Source organism: Streptomyces sp. NPDC007856 (assembly GCF_042868225.1).
In the GTDB taxonomy this organism is placed as follows: Bacteria; Actinomycetota; Actinomycetes; order Streptomycetales; family Streptomycetaceae; genus Streptomyces.
The window spans coordinates 1-20,734 of the sequence record NZ_JBIAEC010000036.1; the positions used below are offsets into that span (position 1 = coordinate 1).

At 70.3% G+C, this 20,734-nt stretch carries 22 protein-coding genes and 2 pseudogenes; 14 read left to right on the forward strand and 10 right to left on the reverse strand.

Going from position 1 to position 20,734, the window contains the following annotated elements; genetic code table 11:
• Both ACFYOH_RS41565 and ACFYOH_RS41570 read right to left on the reverse strand, forming a co-directional pair.
• Window positions 1-155 (reverse strand): LLM class flavin-dependent oxidoreductase (locus tag ACFYOH_RS41565; protein WP_388636768.1); only part of this gene is annotated, 155 nt, incomplete at its 3' end.
• Window positions 156-274: 119 nt separating this feature from the next.
• Window positions 275-412 (reverse strand): annotated as a pseudogene (locus tag ACFYOH_RS41570) (zinc-binding dehydrogenase); the annotation flags it as partial.
• A gap of 25 nt (window positions 413-437) precedes the next feature.
• Between ACFYOH_RS41570 and ACFYOH_RS41575 the strand changes: the two are divergent.
• Window positions 438-833 (forward strand): annotated as a pseudogene (locus ACFYOH_RS41575) (winged helix-turn-helix transcriptional regulator); the annotation flags it as partial.
• A gap of 27 nt (window positions 834-860) precedes the next feature.
• On the opposite strand, the gene ACFYOH_RS41580 reads toward ACFYOH_RS41575, so the two are convergent.
• Complete coding sequence (locus ACFYOH_RS41580; RefSeq protein WP_388636671.1) at window positions 861-1,352, reverse strand: hypothetical protein; 492 nt, start codon at window positions 1,350-1,352, stop codon at window positions 861-863.
• Window positions 1,353-1,463: 111 nt separating this feature from the next.
• Between ACFYOH_RS41580 and ACFYOH_RS41585 the strand changes: the two genes are divergently transcribed.
• The 3 genes from ACFYOH_RS41585 to ACFYOH_RS41595 are packed head-to-tail and all read left to right on the forward strand — an operon-like array spanning window position 1,464 to window position 2,784.
• Complete coding sequence (locus ACFYOH_RS41585) at window positions 1,464-1,802, forward strand: YnfA family protein (RefSeq protein ID WP_388636674.1); 339 nt, start codon at window positions 1,464-1,466, stop codon at window positions 1,800-1,802.
• Between the two features lie 53 nt (window positions 1,803-1,855).
• Window positions 1,856-2,617, forward strand: coding sequence for an SDR family NAD(P)-dependent oxidoreductase (locus ACFYOH_RS41590; protein ID WP_388636677.1), 762 nt, complete (start codon window positions 1,856-1,858; stop codon window positions 2,615-2,617).
• The gene (locus ACFYOH_RS41595; RefSeq protein WP_388636680.1) at window positions 2,617-2,784 is read left to right on the forward strand and encodes a hypothetical protein; all 168 of its coding nucleotides are present in this window, start codon (window positions 2,617-2,619) and stop codon (window positions 2,782-2,784) included. Before ACFYOH_RS41590 ends, ACFYOH_RS41595 begins: the two co-directional genes overlap by 1 nt.
• A gap of 36 nt (window positions 2,785-2,820) precedes the next feature.
• Here ACFYOH_RS41595 and ACFYOH_RS41600 read toward each other — a convergent pair whose 3' ends face one another.
• The gene (locus ACFYOH_RS41600; RefSeq protein WP_388636682.1) at window positions 2,821-4,014 is read right to left on the reverse strand and encodes an RtcB family protein; all 1,194 of its coding nucleotides are present in this window, start codon (window positions 4,012-4,014) and stop codon (window positions 2,821-2,823) included.
• A 223-nt stretch (window positions 4,015-4,237) separates the two neighbouring features.
• Here ACFYOH_RS41600 and ACFYOH_RS41605 point away from each other — a divergent pair, with 223 nt between their 5' ends.
• The 3 genes from ACFYOH_RS41605 (at window position 4,238) to ACFYOH_RS41615 (ending at window position 7,471) form a co-directional block, all read left to right on the forward strand.
• Complete coding sequence (locus ACFYOH_RS41605) at window positions 4,238-5,104, forward strand: DUF3558 domain-containing protein (RefSeq protein ID WP_388636685.1); 867 nt, start codon at window positions 4,238-4,240, stop codon at window positions 5,102-5,104.
• A 113-nt stretch (window positions 5,105-5,217) separates the two neighbouring features.
• The gene (locus ACFYOH_RS41610) at window positions 5,218-6,108 is read left to right on the forward strand and encodes a DUF3558 domain-containing protein (protein WP_388636688.1); all 891 of its coding nucleotides are present in this window, start codon (window positions 5,218-5,220) and stop codon (window positions 6,106-6,108) included.
• Between the two features lie 130 nt (window positions 6,109-6,238).
• Complete coding sequence (locus ACFYOH_RS41615) at window positions 6,239-7,471, forward strand: DUF2637 domain-containing protein (protein WP_388636771.1); 1,233 nt, start codon at window positions 6,239-6,241, stop codon at window positions 7,469-7,471.
• Window positions 7,472-7,528: 57 nt separating this feature from the next.
• On the opposite strand, the gene lysS is transcribed toward ACFYOH_RS41615, so the two are convergent.
• On the reverse strand, window positions 7,529-9,268 hold the full coding sequence (gene lysS / locus ACFYOH_RS41620; RefSeq protein ID WP_388636691.1) for a lysine--tRNA ligase: 1,740 nt from the start codon (window positions 9,266-9,268) through the stop codon (window positions 7,529-7,531).
• 149 nt (window positions 9,269-9,417) lie between these two features.
• On the opposite strand from lysS, the gene argS reads away from it, so the two are divergent.
• Together argS and ACFYOH_RS41630 are read left to right on the forward strand one after the other, a co-directional pair.
• Complete coding sequence (argS, locus tag ACFYOH_RS41625) at window positions 9,418-11,196, forward strand: arginine--tRNA ligase (protein ID WP_388636694.1); 1,779 nt, start codon at window positions 9,418-9,420, stop codon at window positions 11,194-11,196.
• A gap of 81 nt (window positions 11,197-11,277) precedes the next feature.
• Window positions 11,278-11,664 carry a VOC family protein gene (locus ACFYOH_RS41630; RefSeq protein WP_388636696.1) on the forward strand — a complete coding sequence of 129 codons (387 nt, stop codon included), beginning with the start codon at window positions 11,278-11,280 and terminating at the stop codon, window positions 11,662-11,664.
• 25 nt (window positions 11,665-11,689) lie between these two features.
• Here the strand turns inward: ACFYOH_RS41630 and ACFYOH_RS41635 are convergent, their stop codons facing one another.
• Entirely contained in the window at window positions 11,690-13,033 is a 1,344-nt protein-coding gene (locus ACFYOH_RS41635; protein WP_388636699.1) for a helix-turn-helix domain-containing protein, read from the reverse strand.
• A 194-nt stretch (window positions 13,034-13,227) separates the two neighbouring features.
• On the opposite strand from ACFYOH_RS41635, the gene ACFYOH_RS41640 reads away from it, so the two are divergent.
• Window positions 13,228-13,902: a hypothetical protein gene (locus ACFYOH_RS41640; RefSeq protein ID WP_388636701.1), complete on the forward strand. Its 675-nt coding sequence runs from the start codon at window positions 13,228-13,230 to the stop codon at window positions 13,900-13,902.
• Here the strand turns inward: ACFYOH_RS41640 and ACFYOH_RS41645 are convergent.
• A complete protein-coding gene (locus tag ACFYOH_RS41645) occupies window positions 13,842-14,312 on the reverse strand; it encodes an ATP-binding protein (RefSeq protein ID WP_388636704.1) in 471 nt (156 codons plus the stop codon). The genes ACFYOH_RS41640 and ACFYOH_RS41645 overlap by 61 nt on opposite strands.
• Window positions 14,313-14,509: 197 nt before the next feature.
• On the opposite strand from ACFYOH_RS41645, the gene ACFYOH_RS41650 reads away from it, so the two are divergent.
• Both ACFYOH_RS41650 and ACFYOH_RS41655 read left to right on the forward strand, forming a co-directional pair.
• Window positions 14,510-15,247, forward strand: a complete 738-nt coding sequence (locus ACFYOH_RS41650) for a Scr1 family TA system antitoxin-like transcriptional regulator (protein WP_388636707.1) — start codon at window positions 14,510-14,512, stop codon at window positions 15,245-15,247.
• Window positions 15,244-15,489: a DUF397 domain-containing protein gene (locus ACFYOH_RS41655; protein ID WP_388636710.1), complete on the forward strand. Its 246-nt coding sequence runs from the start codon at window positions 15,244-15,246 to the stop codon at window positions 15,487-15,489. The genes ACFYOH_RS41650 and ACFYOH_RS41655 overlap by 4 nt, the downstream gene beginning before the upstream one ends.
• Here ACFYOH_RS41655 and ACFYOH_RS41660 read toward each other — a convergent pair.
• Entirely contained in the window at window positions 15,409-16,599 is a 1,191-nt protein-coding gene (locus ACFYOH_RS41660; protein WP_388636712.1) for a hypothetical protein, read from the reverse strand. The genes ACFYOH_RS41655 and ACFYOH_RS41660 overlap by 81 nt on opposite strands.
• 141 nt (window positions 16,600-16,740) lie before the next feature.
• Here ACFYOH_RS41660 and ACFYOH_RS41665 point away from each other — a divergent pair, with 141 nt between their 5' ends.
• Window positions 16,741-17,559 (forward strand): DUF4253 domain-containing protein, encoded by an 819-nt coding sequence (locus ACFYOH_RS41665; protein WP_388636713.1) that lies wholly within the window; start codon window positions 16,741-16,743, stop codon window positions 17,557-17,559.
• Between the two features lie 101 nt (window positions 17,560-17,660).
• Here the strand turns inward: ACFYOH_RS41665 and hemB are convergent, their stop codons facing one another.
• Entirely contained in the window at window positions 17,661-18,653 is a 993-nt protein-coding gene (gene hemB, locus ACFYOH_RS41670) for a porphobilinogen synthase (protein WP_388636716.1), read from the reverse strand.
• Window positions 18,654-18,880: 227 nt separating this feature from the next.
• Here hemB and ACFYOH_RS41675 point away from each other — a divergent pair, with 227 nt between their 5' ends.
• A complete protein-coding gene (locus ACFYOH_RS41675; RefSeq protein ID WP_388636719.1) occupies window positions 18,881-19,873 on the forward strand; it encodes a phospholipase D-like domain-containing protein in 993 nt (330 codons plus the stop codon).
• Window positions 19,874-19,918: 45 nt separating this feature from the next.
• On the opposite strand, the gene ACFYOH_RS41680 is transcribed toward ACFYOH_RS41675, so the two are convergent.
• Window positions 19,919-20,680 (reverse strand): hypothetical protein, encoded by a 762-nt coding sequence (locus ACFYOH_RS41680; RefSeq protein WP_388636721.1) that lies wholly within the window; start codon window positions 20,678-20,680, stop codon window positions 19,919-19,921.
• Between the last annotated feature and the right edge of the window lie 54 nt (window positions 20,681-20,734).

Genomic DNA, 20,734 nt, shown 5'->3' on the forward strand with positions numbered 1-20,734 from the left:
TTGTGGTGCTCACCGGTGGCGAAGACGTCCAGGCCGACCTCCTCGGCCTTGAGCGCGATGGCGACCATGGCCTTGATCCGCTCCGCCTCGGTCGGCGTACGCCCCGTGGTGGGGTCCGGCGTGACATCGCCGACCGTGAAGATCCCGAACTGCATGGTCGCTCACCCTCCAGGTTGTTTACGGTTCAACTATATCCGCTGAACCGCCACCCCTGCCGGGTTATTCCGGTCACCCCGCGAGTCCGCCACCTCGGGGCGGTCCGCCGCCTCAGGGCTCAGGGCACGAGCACGAGCCGCCCGCGCACCCCGCCCTCCGCGAGCCGCGCATGCGCCTTGGCCGCCTCCCCCAGGGCGTACGTCTCGGCCACCCTCAGGGTCAGCACCCCCTCGTCCACCAGCCGCACCAGCAGTGCGTAGCTGACCCGAAGGGAAGAGCCCATGGCGACCATGACCGCCGCCCAGCGCCGCGAGCAGGCCCGCGCCGACTACGACGCCTTCCTGCGCGAATGCCCCACCAACCAGCTCCTCGGCCGGCTCAGCGACAAGTGGGTCAGCCTCGTCGTCGCCGCCCTGGCCACCGGCCCCATGCGCTACAGCGACCTCGGCCGCAAGATCGCCGGCGTCAGCCCCAAGATGCTCACCCAGACCCTGCGCACCCTCGAACGGGACGGCATCATCAGCCGCACGGTCACCCCGTCCGTCCCCGTCCGCGTCGACTACGAACTCACCCCGCCCGGCGGCAGCCTCGCCGCCCTGCTGACCGCCGTGAAGGACTGGGCCGAGACCCACTTCGAGGAGGTACGAGCGGCCCGCGAGCGCTACGACGCGCAGAACCCCGCCCGATCCCCCGATCGGCGGGCCTCAGAAGGCGTACGCGTCCCCGGTGTCCAGCACCAGCACCTTCACCTGGTCGTTCGTGCGGCCCTCGTCCGTCGCGCCACCGGCCCACACCGTGTCGATGTCCAGCGTGACCTCCGACGGCTTCTCCTTCAGCCGCACCGGCACATCCAGCTGCTCCCCCACCCCGTTCGCGGCCAGCGCGCCCGTGCCGCACAGCACCGTCCGGTCGTCCTCCCGGACGCACCGCGCGGGCAACCGCTGCTCCTCGGCCAGCGCCACCGACCAGCGCAGCCGCACGGTCGCGTCCGGCACGGCGGCGGGCCCGCCGTTGCGCGGGGTCAGCATCACCTCCACCCGGTCCCCGTCCATCACCGCGCTCCCGTGGAACGCCAGACCGGTCGCGGGCACGGGCGCCGGAGCGGCCACGGCACCGCCCGCCCCCAGCACCACGCCGGCCAAGGCCCCCGCCGCACCCCAGGTCCACATCCGCACGCCGCTCACCACTTCACGCATCCGATCCGACTGGCGTAGGGATGTATGCCACGCGGACAACGGGGCAGGCGCCGTCCATCAGGTGACAGGCCGCGCCGGGGCCCCCGCGGCCCGCATGCCAAGCTGCTGACCATGTCGATCCTCCGCTCCGCCGCCCTGTTCGTCGTCGCCGCCGTCTTCGAGATCGGCGGCGCCTGGCTGATCTGGCAGGGCGTGCGCGAGCACCGGGGCTGGCTGTGGATGACCGGCGGGGTCCTGGCCCTCGGCGCGTACGGATTCGTCGCCACCTTCCAGCCGGACGCCCACTTCGGCCGCATCCTGGCCGCGTACGGCGGCATCTTCGTCGCCGGCTCACTTCTGTGGGGCGCGATCGCGGACGGCTACCGCCCCGACCGCTACGACATCGTGGGCGCGCTGATCTGTCTCGCCGGGATGGCCGTGATCATGTGGGCCCCGAGGAACGGCGCCTGAGCCTCACTTACGCTGGACGGAGCCGATAGCCACCAGAACTCCAGGAGCTGCCCATGGCCCCCGCCTCCCGCATCGCCGTCGTCACCGGTGCGAGCAGCGGCATCGGCGCCGCCACGGCCCGGCAGCTCGCCGCGGCCGGCTACCGCGTCGTCCTCACCGCCCGCCGCAAGGACCGTATCGAGGCGCTGGCCGAGGAGCTGACCAGGGCGGGCCACTCGGCGGTCGCCTACCAGCTGGACGTGACCGACCGCGCGGCCGTCGACGAGTTCGCGACGGCCTTCCAGACCATCGGCGTCCTGGTCAACAACGCGGGCGGCGCCCTCGGCGCGGACCCGGTGGCCACCGGCGACCCCCAGGACTGGCGCACGATGTACGAGACGAACGTCATCGGCACCCTGAACCTCACCCAGGCCCTGCTGCCCAAGCTGGTGGCGAGCGGCGACGGCGTGGTCGTGGTCGTCTCCTCCACCGCCGGCCACGGCACGTACGAGGGCGGCGGGGGCTATGTCGCCGCCAAGCACGGCGCCCATGTCCTCGCCGAGACCCTCCGCCTGGAGATCGTCGGCCGCCCGGTCCGCGTCATCGAGATCGCCCCCGGCATGGTCAAGACCGACGAGTTCGCCCTGACCCGCTTCGCCGGCGACGAGGCGAAGGCGGCCAAGGTCTACGAGGGCGTGGCCGAGCCCCTCACCGCCGACGACGTGGCCGAGACGATCACCTGGGCGGTCACCCGCCCCAGCCACGTCAACGTCGACCTGCTCGTCCTGCGCCCCCGCGCCCAGGCGTCCAACACCAAGGTCCATCGGGAGCTGTGATGCCCGAATCCCCCGAGACCCCCGACGCCGCCGACTCCCTCGAAAAGGCCCGCCTGGCCCAGGAGACCAAGGACGAACGCAAGGTCTGGTACTTCCTCGGCTACTTCCTCTTCGGCATCCACATCGTGGCCTTCGTGATGATCTACGCGGTACGGCACGCAAAGTGAGCCCGACCCCCGGCACCGGCCGGGGGCCTTTGCGTGTCAGCCCTTCACGCAGACAACCTGCTTCAGCTTCGCCACCACCTCAACGAGGTCGCGCTGCTGCGCCATCACCTGATCGATGTTCTTGTAGGCACCCGGAATCTCGTCCAGCACGCCGGAATCCTTACGGCACTCCACGCCCCGGGTCTGTTCCTCCAGGTCCTTGGTCGTGAAGTGACGCTTCGCCGCGTTACGGCTCATTCGCCGACCCGCCCCGTGCGAGGCCGAGTTGAAGGCCTTTGCGTTCCCGAGCCCCTTCACGATGTACGAGCTGGTGCCCATCGAGCCAGGGATGATCCCGAAGTCACCGGATCCGGCCCTGATCGCCCCCTTACGGGTGACGAGCAGGTCCACGCCCTCGTACCGCTCCTCAGCAACGTAGTTGTGGTGGCAGGAGATCTCCTGCTCGAACGTCGGCTTGGCCTTCTTGAACTCCTTGCGGACAACGTCCTTCAGGAGCGCCATCATCAGCGTGCGGTTGTACTTGGCGTACTCCTGCGCCCAGAACAGGTCGTTGCGGTAGGCCGCCATCTGCGGGGTGTCCGCGACGAAGACGGCGAGATCGCGGTCGATCAGGCCCTGATTGTGCGGGAGTTTCTGGGCCACGCCGATGTGGTGCTCGGCAAGTTCCTTGCCGATGTTCCGGGAACCGGAGTGAAGCAGGAGCCACACCGAATCGGACACGTCAATACATATCTCGACATAGTGGTTCCCGGCGCCGAGTGTACCCATCTGCAAAGTCGCCCGCTCCCGCCGGAACTTCACAGCATCGGCGACCTGGTCGAACCGCCCCCAGAAGTCCTCCCACCCCGCCGTCGCCAGCCCATGGAAGTCCCCCGGCTCCACGGGATCCTCGTGCATCCCCCGCCCCACCGGAATCGCCTGCTCGATCTTCGACCGCAGCCGCGACAGGTCACCCGGCAGGTCGTTCGCCGTCAGCGACGTCTTCACCGCCGACATCCCGCACCCGATGTCCACCCCGACCGCCGCCGGGCACACCGCGCCCTGCATGGCGATGACGGAGCCGACCGTCGCGCCCTTGCCGTAGTGCACGTCCGGCATCACGGCCAGGCCCTTGATCCACGGCAGGGTCGCCACGTTCTGGAGCTGACGCAGGGCCACGTCCTCGACCGTCGCGGGGTCGGTCCACATCCGGATCGGGACCTTCGCGCCCGGCATCTCCACGTACGACATACGTTCCTCATTCCCCCGAAAACGACAACAAAGGCTTACGCAAGGCTTATAAGCAGCAAAGCAGAAAAGCAGCGCCGGCGCCGGTGAAAAAGGACAAGGGACCGGCGGCCACGGCAGCGCGTGCGATACACATTGTCTCCAGGGGACGCCCCGCTGCGGCAAGCGAATAACCAGCGGGGACACTGGAGCACCAAGCGAGCGCACACCCGAGAGGAGCCCGACCGTGCAGCGGAAGGCGTACGTAACCGGCACCGCCGCCCTCCTCGCGGCGCTGCTGGCCGGCTGCACGAGCGGCACGAGCGGCGGCAGCCCGACGGACAACGCCAATCCGGGCAACGCCGGCACCGCCTCGCCCGTCGCCCAGCCCGGCAAGTACCGCACGCTGCCCGAACCCTGCCGCGCGATCGGCCACGACACCCTCGACTCGATGCTGCCCGGCATCAAGCAGATCGCCGACCCCGGCCAGCGGGACAAGGCCTACCAGGGCCAGGCCGCGCTCACCTATGACACCGATCGCAAGGTCGGCTGCCACTGGAAGGTGGAGTCCACGGACGCCACCGACCGCCTCTCGGTCGACTTCGAGCGCGTGGTGTCGTACGACAACACGGTCAGCGACGACGACCAGGCGAAGAAGCTGTTCGAGGGCAAGGAGTCGGCCGCCGACCTCCCCGCGCCGAGCAGCTCCTCGACGACGGGCGGGACGACCGGCACGAGCCGGACGAGCGGGACGAGCACGCCGACGCCGACGTCCTCGCCGTCGCCCAGCGGCCCGGCCTCGTCCTCCGCGAACGCCGGCGCCTCCGCTTCCGGCTCCTCCTCCCCCTCCTCCTCGGATTCCGCCGCGGCCGATCTGCAGCCGCGGGTGCTGACCGATCTCGGTGACGAGGCGTATATCGACGACCAGCTCGGTTCGTCCGGTTCGACGGCCGAACAGCGGACGGTGACTGTGGTGTTCCGCACGTCCAACGTGGTCGTCACCATCGAGTACGAGGAGCAGCCGACGACCGTGGGAACGGTCCCCGACAGCAAGGAAATGCAGGACAGGGCCCGTAAACTGGCCGCTCAACTGGACGACGCGCTGGGCGGTTGACCGCCACGGGAGCCGTTCGCCGCACCGCGCGGAAAGCGCCCGAACCGAAACCGCACAGCTCCTTCACCGCGTACCGTGGGCCCCCGCAGGAACCCGCACGAACACCGAGCGTCATGAGTGAAGGAACCATGCAGCGAGCAGCCCAGCGAGACGACCGTGCCCAGCAACAGATGCGTGGCAAGCGCCTGAGCCGTGTTCTTGTCTGCGCCGCAGCCGTGCCGGCGGTGCTGATCACCGCCGCCTGTTCGTCGGACTCGGGCGATTCCAAGGACAAGGCCACGGACAGCAGCGCGCAGCAGTCCGCGGGCGGCGGCACGACGCCCTCGGCGGGCGCGTCCGCGTCCGTGCAGGCGGCCGCGTACCAGAAGCTGCCCGACGCGTGTGCGGTGCTGTCGAAGCAGACCCTGACGGATCTGGTGCCGAAGGACACGTCGGGCAAGAAGGGCGGTTCGGACGATCCGTCGTCGCGGACCTCCTGCTCCTGGAGCAGCCTGGACAACAACGGGGTGAAGGGCTCGCAGTTCCGGTGGCTGAACGTGTCCCTGCTCCGGTTCGACTCGGACAGCACGCGCGGTGCCGGTGACACGCAGGCCCACACGTACTTCGTCCAGCAGGTCAAGGATTCCGCGTCGGTGGCCGGCGCGCAGAACGTCAAGCAGCTCCCGCTGTCCGGCACGGGCGCGGAGGCGACGGCGGTGCGCTACGACCTGAAGAAGAAGGAAGGCCTGTTCAAGCAGCAGACCGTGGTCGCGCGGGTCGAGAACGTGGTCGTCACGCTCGACTACAACGGCGCCGGTCTCGCGGGCGAGAAGACCCCGGACGCCGACGCCCTGACGAAGGCCGCGGAGAGCGCGGTCAAGGAGGCGGTGGGCGCGGTGGCGTCCGCCAACGGCGGCTCGTCGTCGGCGGGTTCCGCGTCGTCGGCCCCGTCGAAGTCGGCCTCTCCGTCCAAGTCGGCCTCTTCCAGCGCTTCTCCGTCCAAGTCGGCCACGAAGAAGAACTGACCGAGGGGTCCGGAGGGGTCCGAAGCCCCGACCGGTGCCACGTTCGCCGTTCGCGTGTGCCACCCTGTTGCGCGCAACAACAGGCAAGGGGAGGGGAGTACGCGTGGCCGCGCCACTGCAGCTGACTCGGATGCACCGCGTTCTCATCGGCGTGGTCGTGACCGGCGCCTTGATCATCGCCGGCATCGGCTTCGCAGGTTCCTACGCGGCCGTCCGTGCGCTGGCCCTCAAGAAGGGCTTCGGGAACTTCTCCTATGTGTTCCCGGTGGGCATCGACGCAGGCATCTGTGTCCTGCTGTCCCTGGACCTGCTGCTGACCTGGATCCGCATCCCCTTCCCGCTGCTGCGCCAGACGGCGTGGCTGCTGACGGCGGCGACGATCGCGTTCAACGGCGCCGCCGCCTGGCCGGACCCGCTGGGCGTCGGCATGCACGCGGTGATCCCGGTGCTGTTCGTGGTCGCCGTGGAGGCGGCCCGGCACGCGATCGGCCGGATCGCCGACATCACGGCGGACAAGCACATGGAGGGCGTCCGGCTGACCCGCTGGCTCCTCTCCCCCCTGCCCACCTTTCTCCTCTGGCGCCGTATGAAGCTGTGGGAGCTGCGCTCCTACGACCAGGTGATCAGGCTGGAGCAGGAACGTCTCGTCTATCAGGCGCGCCTGCGCTCCCGCTTCGGCCGCGCGTGGCGCCGGAAGGCTCCGGTGGAGTCCCTGATGCCGCTGCGGCTGGCGCGGTACGGGGTCCCACTGGCGGAGACGGCCGCGGCAGGCCTCGCGGCGGCGGGCATCGAGCCGAGCCTGATACCCGCCGTGGCAGCGGGCAGTCGTGCCACCGGTGCGGCGCCCGTCCCACAGCAGGCGGCACCCGTCGGCGGGCAGCGCCCCGAACTGCCCCGCCAGAACACCGGGCAGCCGGAAAGCGCCCCCGTGGACGAGCAGAGCCCCTGGTTCCAGACCCCGCGCGAGGTCGAGTACCACGGCGGCTACGACCCCACCTACGACCCGATGCTGCAAGAACCTCAGTACGCCCCCGAGGAGCAGTACGAGGAGTGGTACGAGGAACAGCCCCCCGAGCAGTTCCAGCAGCCCTCGCCGGAGGAGACCGGCAGCTTCCCCATCCCGGTGGGCCCGAACCGCACCCGTGAACTGGGCGAGGGCGGCGGCCCCCCCGAACCCGACGAGGAGGCCTACTACCAGGTCTTCCGCCAGTCGATCGACGGCAGCTACCCCACGCCCCGGGTCCTCGGCGACAACATCCAGGCGACGTTCGGGACGACGCTGAGCCCCAGCGCGCTGAAGGCCCTCGCGGAGCGCTTCCAGCAGCGCCACTCCGCAGAACTCGAAGCGGACCACATCGCGTGACGCATACGAGGAGGGGGCGCCCGGTGACACCGGGCGCCCCCTCCTCGTATGTCGCGGCTACTCCCCGAGCAGGGCCCGCACCCGCTCCTGCCCCACCGCGAGCAGCAGTGTGGGCAGCCGGGGGCCGGTGTCCCGCCCGACGAGCAGGTGGTACAGCAGGGCGAAGAAGGACCGCTGAGCCGTCTTGATCTCGGCCGGCAGCTCCTTCGGTGTGGCGTCGGCCGGGAACCCGGCCTGCACCTTGGGCACTCCGTACACGAGGTGGGTCAGGCCGTCGAGCGACCAGTGGTCGGCGAGCCCGTCCAGCAGCAGCCGCACCGACTGCTGGGAGGCCTCGTCGAGGGACTTCAGCAGCTCGGCGTCGGGCTCCGCGCGCACGATGGTCCGCTGGTCGGCGGGCACGTGCGTGTTGATCCAGGCCTCGGCCCTGTCGTACCGGGGCCGCGCCTCGTCCAGGGACGCGAGCGGCTGGTCCGGGTCCAGCTCGGACAGGATCCGCAGGGCCTGGTCCTCGTGCCCGGCGGTGATGTCGGCGACGGACGCGAGCGTGCGGTACGGCAGCGGGCGCGGCGTCTTCGGCAGCTCACCGGCGGCCGTGCCGACCGCGCGGGTGTACGCGGCCACGTCGGCCGGCAGCGCGGAGCCGTCGGCGACCTTCCCGGCCAGCTTGTCCCACTCGTCGTAGAGCCGCTGGATCTCCTGGTCGAAGGCGATCTTGAAGGACTGGTTGGGCCTGCGGCGGGCGTAGAGCCAGCGCAGGATCTGCGGCTCCATGATCTTCAGCGCGTCGGCGGGGGTCGGGACCCCACCGCGCGACGAGGACATCTTCGCCATGCCGCTGATGCCCACGAACGCGTACATCGGGCCGATCGGCTGCTTCCCGCCGAAGATCCCGACGATCTGCCCGCCGACCTGGAAGGACGAGCCCGGCGAGGAGTGGTCGACACCGCTCGGCTCGAAGACGACACCCTCGAACGCCCAGCGCATGGGCCAGTCGACCTTCCAGACCAGCTTGCCGCGGTTGAACTCGCTGAGCCGGACCGTCTCGGCGAAGCCGCACGCGGTGCAGGTGTAGGCCAGCTCGGTGGAGTCGTCGTCGTACGAGGTGACGGTCGTCAGGTCCTTCTCGCAGTTGCCGCAGTACGGCTTGTACGGGAAGTACCCGGCGGAGCCGGAGCTGCCGTCGTCCTCGGACGCGGCGCCCGAGCCCTCCTCGGCCTCCAGCTCGGCCTCGTCGACGGCCTTCTGCTGCTGCTTCTTCGGGGCCTTCTTCGTGCGGTACTGGGCGAGGATCGCGTCGATGTCGCCGCGGTGCCTCATGGCGTGCAGGATCTGCTCGCGGTAGGCGCCGGAGGTGTACTGCGCCGTCTGACTGATCCCGTCGAACTCGACACCCAGCTCGGCGAGCGAGGCGATCATCGCGGCCTTGAAGTGCTCGGCCCAGTTCGGGTACGACGACCCGCGCGGCGCCGGCACCGAGGTCAGCGGCTTGCCGATGTGCTCGGCCCAGGTCTCGTCGATGCCCGCGACGCCCGCCGGGACCTTGCGGTAGCGGTCGTAGTCGTCCCAGGAGATCAGGTGCCGGACCTGGTACCCGCGGCGGCGGATCTCGTCGGCGACCAGGTGCGGGGTCATGACCTCGCGCAGGTTGCCGAGGTGGATCGGGCCGGAGGGGGAGAGGCCGGACGCGACGACAACGGGTTTACCCGGGGCCCGGCGCTCCGACTCCTCGATGACCTCATCCGCGAAACGGGAGACCCAGTCGGTGGTCTCGGTGCTCTGAGCCACGATCGGCACGTCCTTCTTTCTGAACGGGGTGGCACTCCGTCTGATCGGGGTGACACTCCATTCTCACAGACCGGGATGCGACGGCGAAAACGGCTTTACCTGCCGTGGGATACTGGCTGGGTCTATCCATTCCCACGAGGAGAACGGCACCCATTCCTATGGCCTCGGTCACGTCCCTCAGCGACAACGTCCAGCAGCACCTCGCGTCCGCCCTCTCGGCCACCCTGCCTCAGGCCGCCGGCGCGGACCCGCTGCTGCGACGAAGCGACCGGGCCGACTTCCAGGCCAACGGGATCCTGGCCCTGGCCAAGAAGGCGAAGGCCAACCCGAGGGAGCTGGCGACGCAGGTCGTCTCCCAGGTGGTGACGGGTGACGAGCTGATCAAGGACGTCGAGGTCTCCGGCCCCGGCTTCCTGAACATCACGATCGCGGACCGCGCGATCACCGGGAACCTGGCCGCGCGGTACGCGGACGAGACGGGCCGCCTCGGCGTGCCGACCGCCGCGCAGCCGGGCACGACGGTGATCGACTACGCGCAGCCGAACGTGGCGAAGGAGATGCACGTCGGCCACCTGCGGTCGGCGGTGATCGGCGACTCGGTGGTCCAGCTCCTCGAGTTCACCGGCGAGAACGTGATCCGCCGCCACCACATCGGCGACTGGGGCACCCAGTTCGGCATGCTCATCCAGTACCTGGACGAGCACCCGCACGAGCTGGACCACAAGGCGTCCACCGAGGACACGCTGGCTTCGGGCGAGGAGGCGATGTCGAACCTCGACCGCCTCTACAAGGCCGCGCGGAAGCTCTTCGACTCCGACGAGGAGTTCAAGACGCGGGCCCGCCGCCGGGTGGTCGACCTCCAGGCCGGCGACCCGCACACCCTGGCCACGTGGCAGAAGTTCGTGGACGAGTCGAAGATCTACTTCTTCTCGGTCTTCGAGAAGCTGGACATGGAGATCCGCGACCCCGACATCGTCGGCGAGTCCGGTTACAACGACATGCTGGCCGAGACCTGCCGCCTCCTGGAGGAGTCGGGCGTCGCGGTCCGCTCGGAGGGCGCCCTGTGCGTCTTCTTCGACGACATCAAGGGCCCGGACGGCAACCCGGTCCCGCTGATCGTCCAGAAGTCGGACGGCGGCTACGGCTACGCGGCGACGGACCTGTCCGCCATCCGCGACCGCGTCTTCAACCTGAAGGCGAACAACCTCGTCTACGTGGTGGACGCCCGCCAGGCCCTGCACTTCAAGATGGTCTTCGAGACGGCGCGCCGGGCCGGCTGGCTGAACGAGGACGTCACCGCCTTCCAGCTGGCCTTCGGCACGGTCCTCGGCAAGGACGGCAAGCCGTTCAAGACGCGTGAGGGCGAGACGGTCCGCCTGGTCGACCTCCTCGACGAGGCGATCGACCGCGCCTCGGCCGTCGTACGGGAGAAGGCCCAGGACCTGTCCGAGGAGGAGATCGCCGAGCGGGGCGCCCAGGTGGGCATCGGCGCGGTGAAGTACGCGGACCTGTCGACGTCGGCGAACCGGGACTACAAGTTCGACCTGGACCAGATGGTGTCCCTGAACGGCGACACGTCCGTCTACCTGCAGTACGCGTACGCCCGTATCCAGTCCATCCTCCGCAAGGCCGGCGGGACCCGCCCGGCCGCGCACCCGGAGCTGGAACTGGCCGAGGCTGAGCGCGCCCTCGGCCTGCACGTCGACGCCTTCGCGGAGACGGTGGCGGAGGCGGCGGCGGAGTACGCCCCGCACAAGCTGGCCGCGTACCTCTACCAGCTGGCGTCCCTCTACACGTCCTTCTACGACAAGTGCCCGGTCCTGAAGGCCGAGACGCCGGCCCAGGTGGAGAACCGCCTCTTCCTGTGCGACATCACGGCCCGCACCCTGCACCAGGGGATGGCCCTGCTGGGCATCAGGACGCCGGAGAAGCTCTGACTCCCTGACGGGTAGCCGGCGCGCGGGTCGGGAGCGGAATTAGGACGGCAGCTGTCCTACTTGCGCCCTAGGGTCCTCCTCATGACTACGGAGACCGCTTCCGCACCCGCGTTCCGCTACGCCGCCGTCACCTTCGACTGCTCCGACCCTGCCGAAATGGCCCGTTTCTACGGCGAGTTGCTCGGCATGTCCGCCCAATACTCCACCGACGACTTCGTCCTCCTCGGCAAGGAGGGCGCGACCGGCCTCGGCTTCAACCGCCTCGCGGACTACCGCCCGCCCACCTGGCCGGACCCGGCGCAGGAGAAGCAGGCGCACATCGAGCTGGGCGTGGACGACCTGGACCTCGCCGAGAAGCGGCTGCTGGAACTGGGCGCCGCCAAGCCGGAGTTCCAGCCGGGCGGGGAGCGGTGGCGGGTGCTGCTGGATCCGGCCGGGCACCCGTTCTGCATCACGACGCTCGTCTGAGGAGGTTCCCCGCTCCCCCGCTCCTCTAACCGGTGGTCGGCGGGGTGTACGGCTGCCACTCGTCGGCGCCGTCGGCGTTGTACCAATAGGCCTTGTCGCCCTTCATGGCGACGGTGCGGAACGGTTTTCCGTGGTCGTCGATCCGGGCGGTGCCCTGCTGGTCGCCGCTGCTCCAGCTCAGTTCGAGGTACCAGGTGACGTCGTGGCCGTCGGTGCTCGCGTCGATGTTGAGCACCTCCGGGTCGTCCACGGACACCTTGTACGGGAAGTTCGTCGCGCTGCCCTCATCACCGGGCACCGGCCGCGCATTCGGGGACGGTGCGTCGAGGTCGACGGCGAACGAGGAGGGGGTGAGGCCGCCGCCGCACTGGCTGCCCATCGTGTAGGCGTTGCCTCTCGGGGCCGCCCCGGTGCTGGTCGTCACGACCCTGAGCGCGTGCAGCACCACGGGCCGACTGTTGCTGCCCTGCACGGTGACCTGCAGCCGCAGATGCCCGGCGGGTACGGCACCCTCCGCGGCGGCCCAGCCGCCGGTGGCCTGACTCGCCGGCGGCGGAGGCACGCTGCCCGGCGGCCGCTGGACGAGGAACCACTGGTCGCAGGGCATGTCCCAGTTGTTCGTCAGGACGTTCACATGGAAGGGCGGTGTGGTGCCGGCGCCTGGGGTGCCGCCGCCCGAGGACACGTCGGCGTCCGCCGCCGTCCCGGCGGAGGAGCGGGCGTCCGCCGACGGGGACGGTGACTTGCCGGAAGGCGGGGCGGAGGTTCCGGCCGGGGCGCGCCCGGAGGCGGTCACCCCGTGACGCGTGGCGCCGGGTCCTCCGGCCGCGTGCGCCGTGCTCCCCCGCCGGCCGCCGGTGTCCGAGCCGGACTGTGCTGCCACGGCGACCACAGCGGCCGAGACGGTGACGGCAGCGGCGACGGCGGCCACGAGGGCCGACCGCCGACGGCGGGGCCGGGCGGCCGGAGCGGGGAGAGCGGCCGTCGGCGCGGGGTCGCTGCCGGCTTGGGCGGGCGCCGGAGCCTCGGCGGCCAAGGGGGTGCCGGTGACCAAGGGGGTGTCGGAAGCCTCTCCCACCCCTGCAACGGCGTTCTCCGCCCGGTCCCCGGCCTCCGGCACCCTCCGCCGAGCGGCGTCCGCCAGGATCCAGCGGCGGTGCAGTTCCACCAACTCGTCCGGGGTGGCCCCGCACACCCGCGCGAACCGCTCCAGCGGGGCGTACTCGTTCGGCACCGTCGTGCCGTTGCAGTAGCGGTGCAGCGTCGACGTACTGACGTGAAGCCGCTTGCCGAGCGCACCGTAGCTGCGGCCGGAGCGCTCCTTCAACGCGAGCAGCAGCTCGCCCAGTTCCCGGGACTCGTCCGCCATCGTCTCTCCCCACCGTCCCGGAACGGCGTTCCAGGCCCCCACGTTTCCCCAGTTCAGACGGGATGGAACGGTTCCAGGGTTCCCAACTCCCCCGGAAATCTAGCGCGTGGGACGAATCGCCCCGCACGGTTCAGGTCATCGGCCGGTTCACCCGATCCGGCCCCGAGCGAACCAACCAACGGGAGAAGCACCACATGTCCTTCCACCGCGTTCTCACCTCCGCGGCCACCCTGGCCCTCGGCTCCCTCGCCCTCGTCGCCTGTGACCCTGCCTCCGCCACGGGTGCCGCCCCCACCGGCACGGCCACCACCGCCTCGGCGGCGAAGACGCCCGCCTCGGCCTCGCCCGTCTCCGGGTCCTCGCGTGGCTCCGCCGGCACCGCGGCCGGGGGCGGCAGCTCGGCCGGGGCCGCGCCGACCGCCGGGAAGAAGCCCGGCCCGCACGGTTCGGGCACCGCGTCCGGATCGGGCACCGGCAGCCGGGCCGGGCTGTGCCGGGCGGGGCAGCTGACGGTCACCGCCGCGCCGGTCTCACAGCCGCTCAACCACCTGCTGATCACCGCGAAGAACACCGCCGGCACGCCCTGCGACCTCGGCATCATCGGCCTCGTCACCTTCGACGGTCACATCCGGGCCACCACCCCCGACGGCATCGGCGGCGGTCCCGACGTCCTGCGTCCCGGGCAGTCCAACTACGAGGGCGTCGCACTCGACCAGCAGGACGCTCCGGGCCAGGGCAGCGACACCTCGTACCTCACCGTCAGGCTCGACAGCGGGGACACCCTCCGCATCCCGGTGAAGGCCCACGTTCACGCCCCCCGGATCTCGGTCTGGGAGCCCTCCGCGGCCGACGCGCTCTCCGCCGCGTAGGCGTCCGAGGTGCCCCGGTACCACTCGCACCACACCACCTTGCCGGGGCACCGCTCGGCCACCCCCCACTTGTCCGCCAGCGCCGACACCAGCAACAGCCCACGTCCGCCCTCGTCCGGATCGTCCACGACCTCGGGAACACCGGTTCCGCTGTCGTGCACCTCGACCCGGACGAGGGCGCCGTCGTACCGGAGGCGGAGGAGAAACCCGCGCCCCGGCGGCACTCCGTGCGTCAGCGCGTTCGTGGCCAACTCGCTCACGCACAGCGACACGTCCGCGCTCCGCTCCCATGCCGCCAGCCCCCAGTAGGTCAGGGACCAGTCGGTGAACCGCCTGGCGGCGGGGACGGATCGGCGGGTGCGGCCGTAGAACTGGTCGCGCTGGCAGGGGAGTTCGATGTGTGCGTTCACGGGGCGAATGTCGCGCAGGGTGACTAGTCTGGATCAGTGCGTGATCCCGTACAGATTGTTTGTACGGGTTCGTACGGGGTGGTGCCGGGCACGTGCGGGGAGTTCAGCAGGCATGACGCCTACGCGGAGGAAGAACCGGTCGGCCATGAAGATGCTGGGCCGACAGCTGGCGGCGGCGCGGCGGGCGGGCGGCGGGCTTGAGCCAGTCGGCGCTGAGTGCCGCACTGAACCTCAACGAGGAGACGATCGCGTCCATCGAGCAGGGCCGGCGACTGCTGAAGCCGGACATCGCCGAGCTGCTGGACGCGTTCCTGGGGACGAAGGGCACACTGGCGGCCGGGGTGGCCAACCTGCCGGAGATCGACCAGTTCCCGCTGTGGGCCGAGGAGTACATGGAACAGGAGAAGGTGGCCATCAGCCTGTCCTGGTACGACAACGCCGTCATCCCCGGTCTGCTCCAGAACGAGGCGTACGCGCGGGCGGTCCTGCGAAACCGCGTCCCCCCGTACGAGGAGGAGGATCTGGAGAAGACGCTCCGGCTGCGTCTCGACCGTCACGAGATCCTGAACCGCAGGTGTCCGCCGACGCTGAGCTTCGTGGTGTGGGAGCCCGCGTTGCTGTCGCGGATCGGCACGCAGGAGACCCGCAGGGAGCAGTTGCGGTTCCTGCGGGAGATGGCCGGACTGCCCTGTCTCTCCCTCCAGATCCTGCCGCTGGACAGCCCCTTCCACGCGGGGCTCGCGGGACCCTTCGCACTGCTCGAAACGCCCGACCACCAGCACCTCGCCTACACCGAATCGCAGCGCGGCAGCCAGTGGGTTTCCGACGCGGAAGAGGTGTCCATCCTGGCGCGCAAGTATGCGATGCTGCGGACACAGGCCCTGACGACTCAGGACTCGTCGGGCCTGCTCGACCGCCTGCTAGGAGAGCTATGAGCAGCCAAGCACTTCAGTGGTTCAAGTCGACGTACAGCAGCGACGAAGGCGGCGCGTGCCTCGAAGTGGCCGTCGCCTGGCGCAGGTCGAGCTACAGCGGTGACGAGGGCGGCCAGTGCGTGGAAGTCGCCGCCTGCCCTCACACCATCCACGTCCGCGACTCAAAGAACGGCCCTGCCGCGAGCCCCGCCCTGCACCTCGCGCCCGCCACCTGGGCCGCCTTCACCGCCTCCCTGAAGTGACCGTCGGCCCCGTCTGCCGCGTGGCGTCCGCTGGGGGCAGAACAGGACATACGCCGCCGAGCCGATGCAGAACGCCAGTCGGATGAGGCCCCGGGTGGAGTCCGAGGGGACCAGCAGGGCGCTGCCGTAGAGGGAGATGAGGGCGATCCAGCTGACCCATGGGACCAGGCGGCGCTGGCCGATCGAGTCCCAGAGGAGGGTGCCCAGGAGGACCGAGGCGTTGTAGTACGTGTACACGCTGGGGTCGAGCAGGATGCGGGCGTCGGCGGCGAGGAAGACCACCGCCGGCCAGCGGCCCCGCCGTACCGCCAGCGCGCCGAGACCCATGCCGAGCGCCATCTGCGCGGGGCGGTCCCACCAAGGGGTCGCGGGGGCGTTCACGCCGAACCAGCGCAGTGAGGACGCCCGTTGGTTGGGGATGGTGAAGCGGGCCGCGTGCAGGGTTTCCAGGTGGGTCAGGTAGAAGGGCAGCCAGGCCACCGCCACCAGGCCGACGGTCCAGGTCGCCGCGCGCAGGCGGGTGGGCCGGGGAAGGGCCAGGAGCAGGGGCAGGAAGCCTACGGCCCAGGGTTTGGAGTCGACCGCCAGGGCCAGGAAGACGCCCACCGACGTCGCATTGCCCCGGACCAGTGCCCGGACCGCGAGGGTGGTGAAGAACAGGGCGAGGACGTCGTCGAGGTGGGCGAAGCGGACCGAGACCTCGACCCACATGGGGATGAAGGCCGCCCCGGCGATCAGGACGCGTTGCTGGAGGCGCTTGTGGTTGACGCCTGTGCCGAGGTAGTGGTCGGCCGCCGCACGGCCCACCAGGACGAGCATGTAGAGGCCCAGGCCGGACATGAACGCGTCGGCCAGTTTCTCACCAAGAGCGGCGGGGAAGGGTGCGAAGAGTCCGGCGACCAGGAAGCTGACCGGTCCGATCTGCAGCTCGGGGTGGTTGGCGTAGAGGGCGAGGCCGCCGCCGTCGCCCTGGCCGAAGAGCAGTTGCTCGCCCTCGCGCAGATAGTGCCAGGACACGGCCGCGTGGCGCTCGGCCACCACGAACCAGACGGCCGTCCACAGGGTGAGCAGCACGATGTGCCACCGCACCGGGTAACGCCCGATCCGCACGTTCCTCCGTCCTTCCCGTCACACGGTCTCCGTGTCCCCGCCCATCACAACACCCTCCGGTAAGAGCGGTTGCGGCGGTCATGGGTTCATCGCATACGCAGCTCAACGGCTTTGTCAGTGGCGGGCCTTACAGTCACGGGTATGGCGACTCTTCCCAACCCGCTGCCCATGCTGGCCACCGACCCCAGCGGCCGTACCCTCGGGCTTCAACTGCCGCCCGGCAGGCTCGTCGACATGGCGTACGACGGGCCCTGGCACGAACCTCTGCTGTGGCATGCGGAGAAGCCGGCCGCGCCGGGCACGTGGAAGGCGCTGGGCGCGCCGGCGGCCCGCGCCGGCCTGCTGCCGGTGCTCGTGGACCTGGCGGCGTCCCGGGGTGGACCGGAGGACTGGGCGCTGCGCCCCGGCGAGACGTCGTACCCCGGCGATCACGACGCCGAGGAGGTCCTGGCGGAGTACTGGGAGGAGGAGACGCAGGACGGCGAGCTCGACGAGGAGATCGAGCCGTTCGGGGGTGAGTGGCCCGGTCTCGCACCGGCCGGCTCCCTCTCCGCGGACCCGGACACCCGCGCCGCGCAGGTCGCCGACACGCTCAAGGGCGGTCGGGGCGCGATGATCGAGGAGGCGCACCTCGCCCTGGTCCCGGCCCGCCGGTCCGCCGACATCCCGGCGGCGATCGGCTGGACCGGCCCGGTGAACTACGAGAGTGACGTGGCCCGGATGTGCGCGGTGCTGCGTTCCTGGGAGGACCGCTTCGGCATCCGGGTGGTGGCCCTCGGCCTGGACTCCCTCGTCGTCTCGGTGGCGGCTCCGCCGGCCACCGAGGAGGACGCCGAGGCGGTGGCGGCGGAGCACTTCGCGTTCTGCCCGGACAACGTGCTCCAGGGCGAGCAGGACACCTTCCGCGCCTATGCGAAGGACCTGATAGGTGCACCCGCCTGGGCCTTCTGGTGGGACTGACCCCGGCCGGAACTCCCTGACAAACCGCCCGACAAGCACGCGCCCCTCGGCCCGGCTCCACTCCGAGCCGGGCCGAGGGCCGTGGCATGCTCGCATCCGGTTCAGCGCAGCTTCTGCGCCACCTCGGTCGCCCAGTAGGTAAGGATGTTCCGGGCCCCGGCGCGCTTGATGCCGGTCAGGGTCTCGAAGATGGCCTGGTCGCGGTCGACCCAGCCCTTCTCGGCGGCGGCCTCGATCATCGCGTACTCGCCGGAGATCTGGTAGGCGGCGACGGGCACGTCCACGGCGTCCGCGACCCGGGCGAGGATGTCGAGGTACGGCCCGGCCGGCTTGACCATGACCATGTCCGCGCCCTCCTCCAGATCGAGGGCCAGCTCCCGCAGGGCCTCGCGCCAGTTGGCCGGGTCCTGCTGGTACGTCTTGCGGTCGCCCTGCAGCGACGACGCCACGGCCTCGCGGAAGGGGCCGTAGAAGGCGGACGAGTACTTCGCGGTGTAGGCGAGGATCGCCACGTCCTCGCGCCCGATCTGGTCGAGCGCGTCGCGGGTGACGCCGATCTGGCCGTCCATCATCCCGCTGGGCCCGACCACGTGCGCACCGGCGTCGGCCTGCACCTGGGCCATCTCGGCGTACCGCTCCAGGGTCGCGTCGTTGTCGACACGGCCCTCGGCGTCCAGTACCCCGCAGTGCCCGTGGTCGGTGAACTCGTCCAGGCACAGGTCGGACATGACGAGCAGGTCGTCGCCGACCTCGGCGCGTACGTCCCGGAGAGCGACCTGCAGGATCCCGTCCGGGTCGGTGCCCGCCGTCCCCTGCGCGTCCTTCTTGGCCTCCTCCGGCACGCCGAACAGCATGATCCCGGAGATCCCGGCCTCGACGGCCTCCAGCGCGGCCTTCTTCAGGCTGTCGCGGCTGTGCTGGACGACACCGGGCATGGTGGCGATCGGCACGGGCTCGCTCACGCCCTCCCGGACGAACGCCGGAAGGATGAAGTCGGCCGGGTGCAGGCGCGTCTCGGCGACCATGCGGCGCATGACGGGCGACGTGCGCAGCCGCCGGGGACGCGTACCGGGGAAGGATCCGTACTTCGTCATGCCTTCTACGCTACGCCCGCCGGGCCCCCGCCTTTGCCGACGTCCTGTCGGCCCGGTCGCTGACTCCTAGGCACCCCACAGCGGGCATTCACGGGCAAACCGGCGCTGTCATACGAAGTCTTTGCGCTCTCCTGGCGATCCCTGGATCCGCGCGCCTCCCCAGCGTTCTACGCGCGTGGTGTCATGCCCGCGCCACCCCTCCTCGCCCGTGAGCCTAGGAGTCACGCATGCTGCGGAAGGTCCTCACCCGCGCGGCCATCGCCCTGACCGCCGGCGCCGCCGTCGTCGCCACGGCCGTCCCTGCGAACGCCGCGAGCTACTCGGCCTTCGCCTTCTCCCAGACCGGCAGCCAGCCGACGATCTACGACTTCATCGACTCGGCCACCAGCACGCTCGACATGACCATGTACGAGCTGGAGGACACCACGGCCGTCAACGACCTGATAGCCATGAAGAACAAGGGCGTCACCGTCCGGGTCATCCTCGACCGCCAGCACCAGAGCGCCAACAACTCGGCGTACACGTCCCTGAAGAACGCGGGCATAGGCGTGGTCTGGTCGTCCTCGGCCTTCGTCTACACCCACCAGAAGACGATCACCGTCGACGGCGTCAAGTCCCTGGTCATGACCGGCAATCTGACGGCGCAGTACTACACGACCAGCCGCGACTACGGCGTCTTCACCGACGACACGCGCGATGTCGCCGCCATCGAGAAGGTCTTCAACGCCGACTACACGGCGACCTCGGTCACCCCGACCGACGGCGACCACCTGCTGTGGTCCCCCAACGACTCCCGCAACCGCCTGGTGTCCTTCATCAACTCCGCGACCAAGAGCCTGGACGTGGAGGAGCTGGAGTTCAGCGACAGCACGGTGGTCAACGCGATCGTCGCGCGGGCCAAGGCCGGCGTGAAGGTCCGCGTGGTCCTGGAGAATCCTTCCAGCTACTCCAGCCAGGTCTCCGCCGTCAAGGCCGCCGGCGGCACGGTCGTCGGCTACTCCGACCCCAACGGCTTCTACATCCACGCCAAGGCCATGGTCGCCGACTACGGCCTGACCACCCAGGAGGTCGAGGCCGGCTCCATGAACATCAGCAGCAACTCCCTGAGCAACAACCGAGAGCTCGGCATCATCCTCACCGGCACGGGCGTGGCCGAACCGGTGGCCCAGACGATCGAGACGACGTTCAACAGCGACTACGCGGGCGGCACGGCGGCCTGACGGGCGCGAGCGGCAGGCGAATGCCGTCTGGCACCCGCCTGCCGCTCAGCGTTCACCGAGATCCTCGAGGATGCGATCGATCAGCTCGACCCGGTCGGGGGCGTGCCGCATCCGGGAACGGCAGTCCTCCAAGCGCCGCACCACACCGAACGGAACATTTTCCGCTCCCACGTCCTCCACGCCTCTCCCGACGGCCTGCAGCCCCCAGTACTGGTTGAAGGGGAGCGGTTCGCCGGTCACCGCGTCGACCAACGCGTCCAGCACCTCGGGCTCGGGCAGCGCATACAGGCGCGCATAGGCGGCCAGGCGCAGTCCGGCGTCCTGGGATCCCAGCAACGCGCCCGCGTCGAAGTCCCGCACGCGCTGCGTCGCGCGCACCAGACGGGCGAAGACCTGGTCCATCCGGCGGGTCCGCGCCCGGCCGCTGGGCAGTTCAAGACGTACCTTCACGTACTCGGCGGCGAGTTCCCTGACCGCGTCCCAGGCCTCGGTGTCGTCCACGGCCCCGCCCTCGGGACCGTCCCCGACGAGAGCCGCGTTCGCTGCCCGCTCGACGGCCTCGAGCCTGCGCTCCCAGAACTCGACCCTCCCGAGACCCGGCACCTCGATACTTCGGAACAGCTCTCCGAGCCACGGCACCGCCGCCACCGCGAGCAGCGTGATCGTGACGCCGTCGATCCTCAGCCCGGGCGCCAGCACGTGCAGGACAGCGACTCCCACTCCGACGCACGTCAACGCCACCGCGGCAGCACGCCGCCGTATCCAGGAGCCCGCGCCCGCGCCCCGCCCCCGATCTCCCTCACCCATGCCGATCAGCATCGCAGACGCGGGGTCACGAAAGGAGTGGTTCAGCGGCCCACC

Excerpts from the sequence above, each read along its gene's own strand:
- ACFYOH_RS41580 (WP_388636671.1), bottom strand. The coding sequence starts at position 1,352 with ATGCGTGAAGTGGTGAGCGGCGTGCGGATGTGGACCTGGGGTGCGGCG.
- ACFYOH_RS41630 (WP_388636696.1), top strand. The coding sequence starts at position 11,278 with ATGACTACGGAGACCGCTTCCGCACCCGCGTTCCGCTACGCCGCCGTC.
- ACFYOH_RS41585 (WP_388636674.1), top strand. The coding sequence starts at position 1,464 with ATGTCGATCCTCCGCTCCGCCGCCCTGTTCGTCGTCGCCGCCGTCTTC.
- ACFYOH_RS41680 (WP_388636721.1), bottom strand. The coding sequence starts at position 20,680 with ATGGGTGAGGGAGATCGGGGGCGGGGCGCGGGCGCGGGCTCCTGGATA.
- ACFYOH_RS41615 (WP_388636771.1), top strand. The coding sequence starts at position 6,239 with ATGCACCGCGTTCTCATCGGCGTGGTCGTGACCGGCGCCTTGATCATC.
- ACFYOH_RS41675 (WP_388636719.1), top strand. The coding sequence starts at position 18,881 with ATGCTGCGGAAGGTCCTCACCCGCGCGGCCATCGCCCTGACCGCCGGC.
- ACFYOH_RS41635 (WP_388636699.1), bottom strand. The coding sequence starts at position 13,033 with ATGGCGGACGAGTCCCGGGAACTGGGCGAGCTGCTGCTCGCGTTGAAG.
- ACFYOH_RS41595 (WP_388636680.1), top strand. The coding sequence starts at position 2,617 with ATGCCCGAATCCCCCGAGACCCCCGACGCCGCCGACTCCCTCGAAAAG.
- ACFYOH_RS41640 (WP_388636701.1), top strand. The coding sequence starts at position 13,228 with ATGTCCTTCCACCGCGTTCTCACCTCCGCGGCCACCCTGGCCCTCGGC.
- ACFYOH_RS41610 (WP_388636688.1), top strand. The coding sequence starts at position 5,218 with ATGAGTGAAGGAACCATGCAGCGAGCAGCCCAGCGAGACGACCGTGCC.
- ACFYOH_RS41655 (WP_388636710.1), top strand. The coding sequence starts at position 15,244 with ATGAGCAGCCAAGCACTTCAGTGGTTCAAGTCGACGTACAGCAGCGAC.
- ACFYOH_RS41590 (WP_388636677.1), top strand. The coding sequence starts at position 1,856 with ATGGCCCCCGCCTCCCGCATCGCCGTCGTCACCGGTGCGAGCAGCGGC.
- ACFYOH_RS41665 (WP_388636713.1), top strand. The coding sequence starts at position 16,741 with ATGGCGACTCTTCCCAACCCGCTGCCCATGCTGGCCACCGACCCCAGC.
- ACFYOH_RS41600 (WP_388636682.1), bottom strand. The coding sequence starts at position 4,014 with ATGTCGTACGTGGAGATGCCGGGCGCGAAGGTCCCGATCCGGATGTGG.
- argS (WP_388636694.1), top strand. The coding sequence starts at position 9,418 with ATGGCCTCGGTCACGTCCCTCAGCGACAACGTCCAGCAGCACCTCGCG.
- hemB (WP_388636716.1), bottom strand. The coding sequence starts at position 18,653 with ATGACGAAGTACGGATCCTTCCCCGGTACGCGTCCCCGGCGGCTGCGC.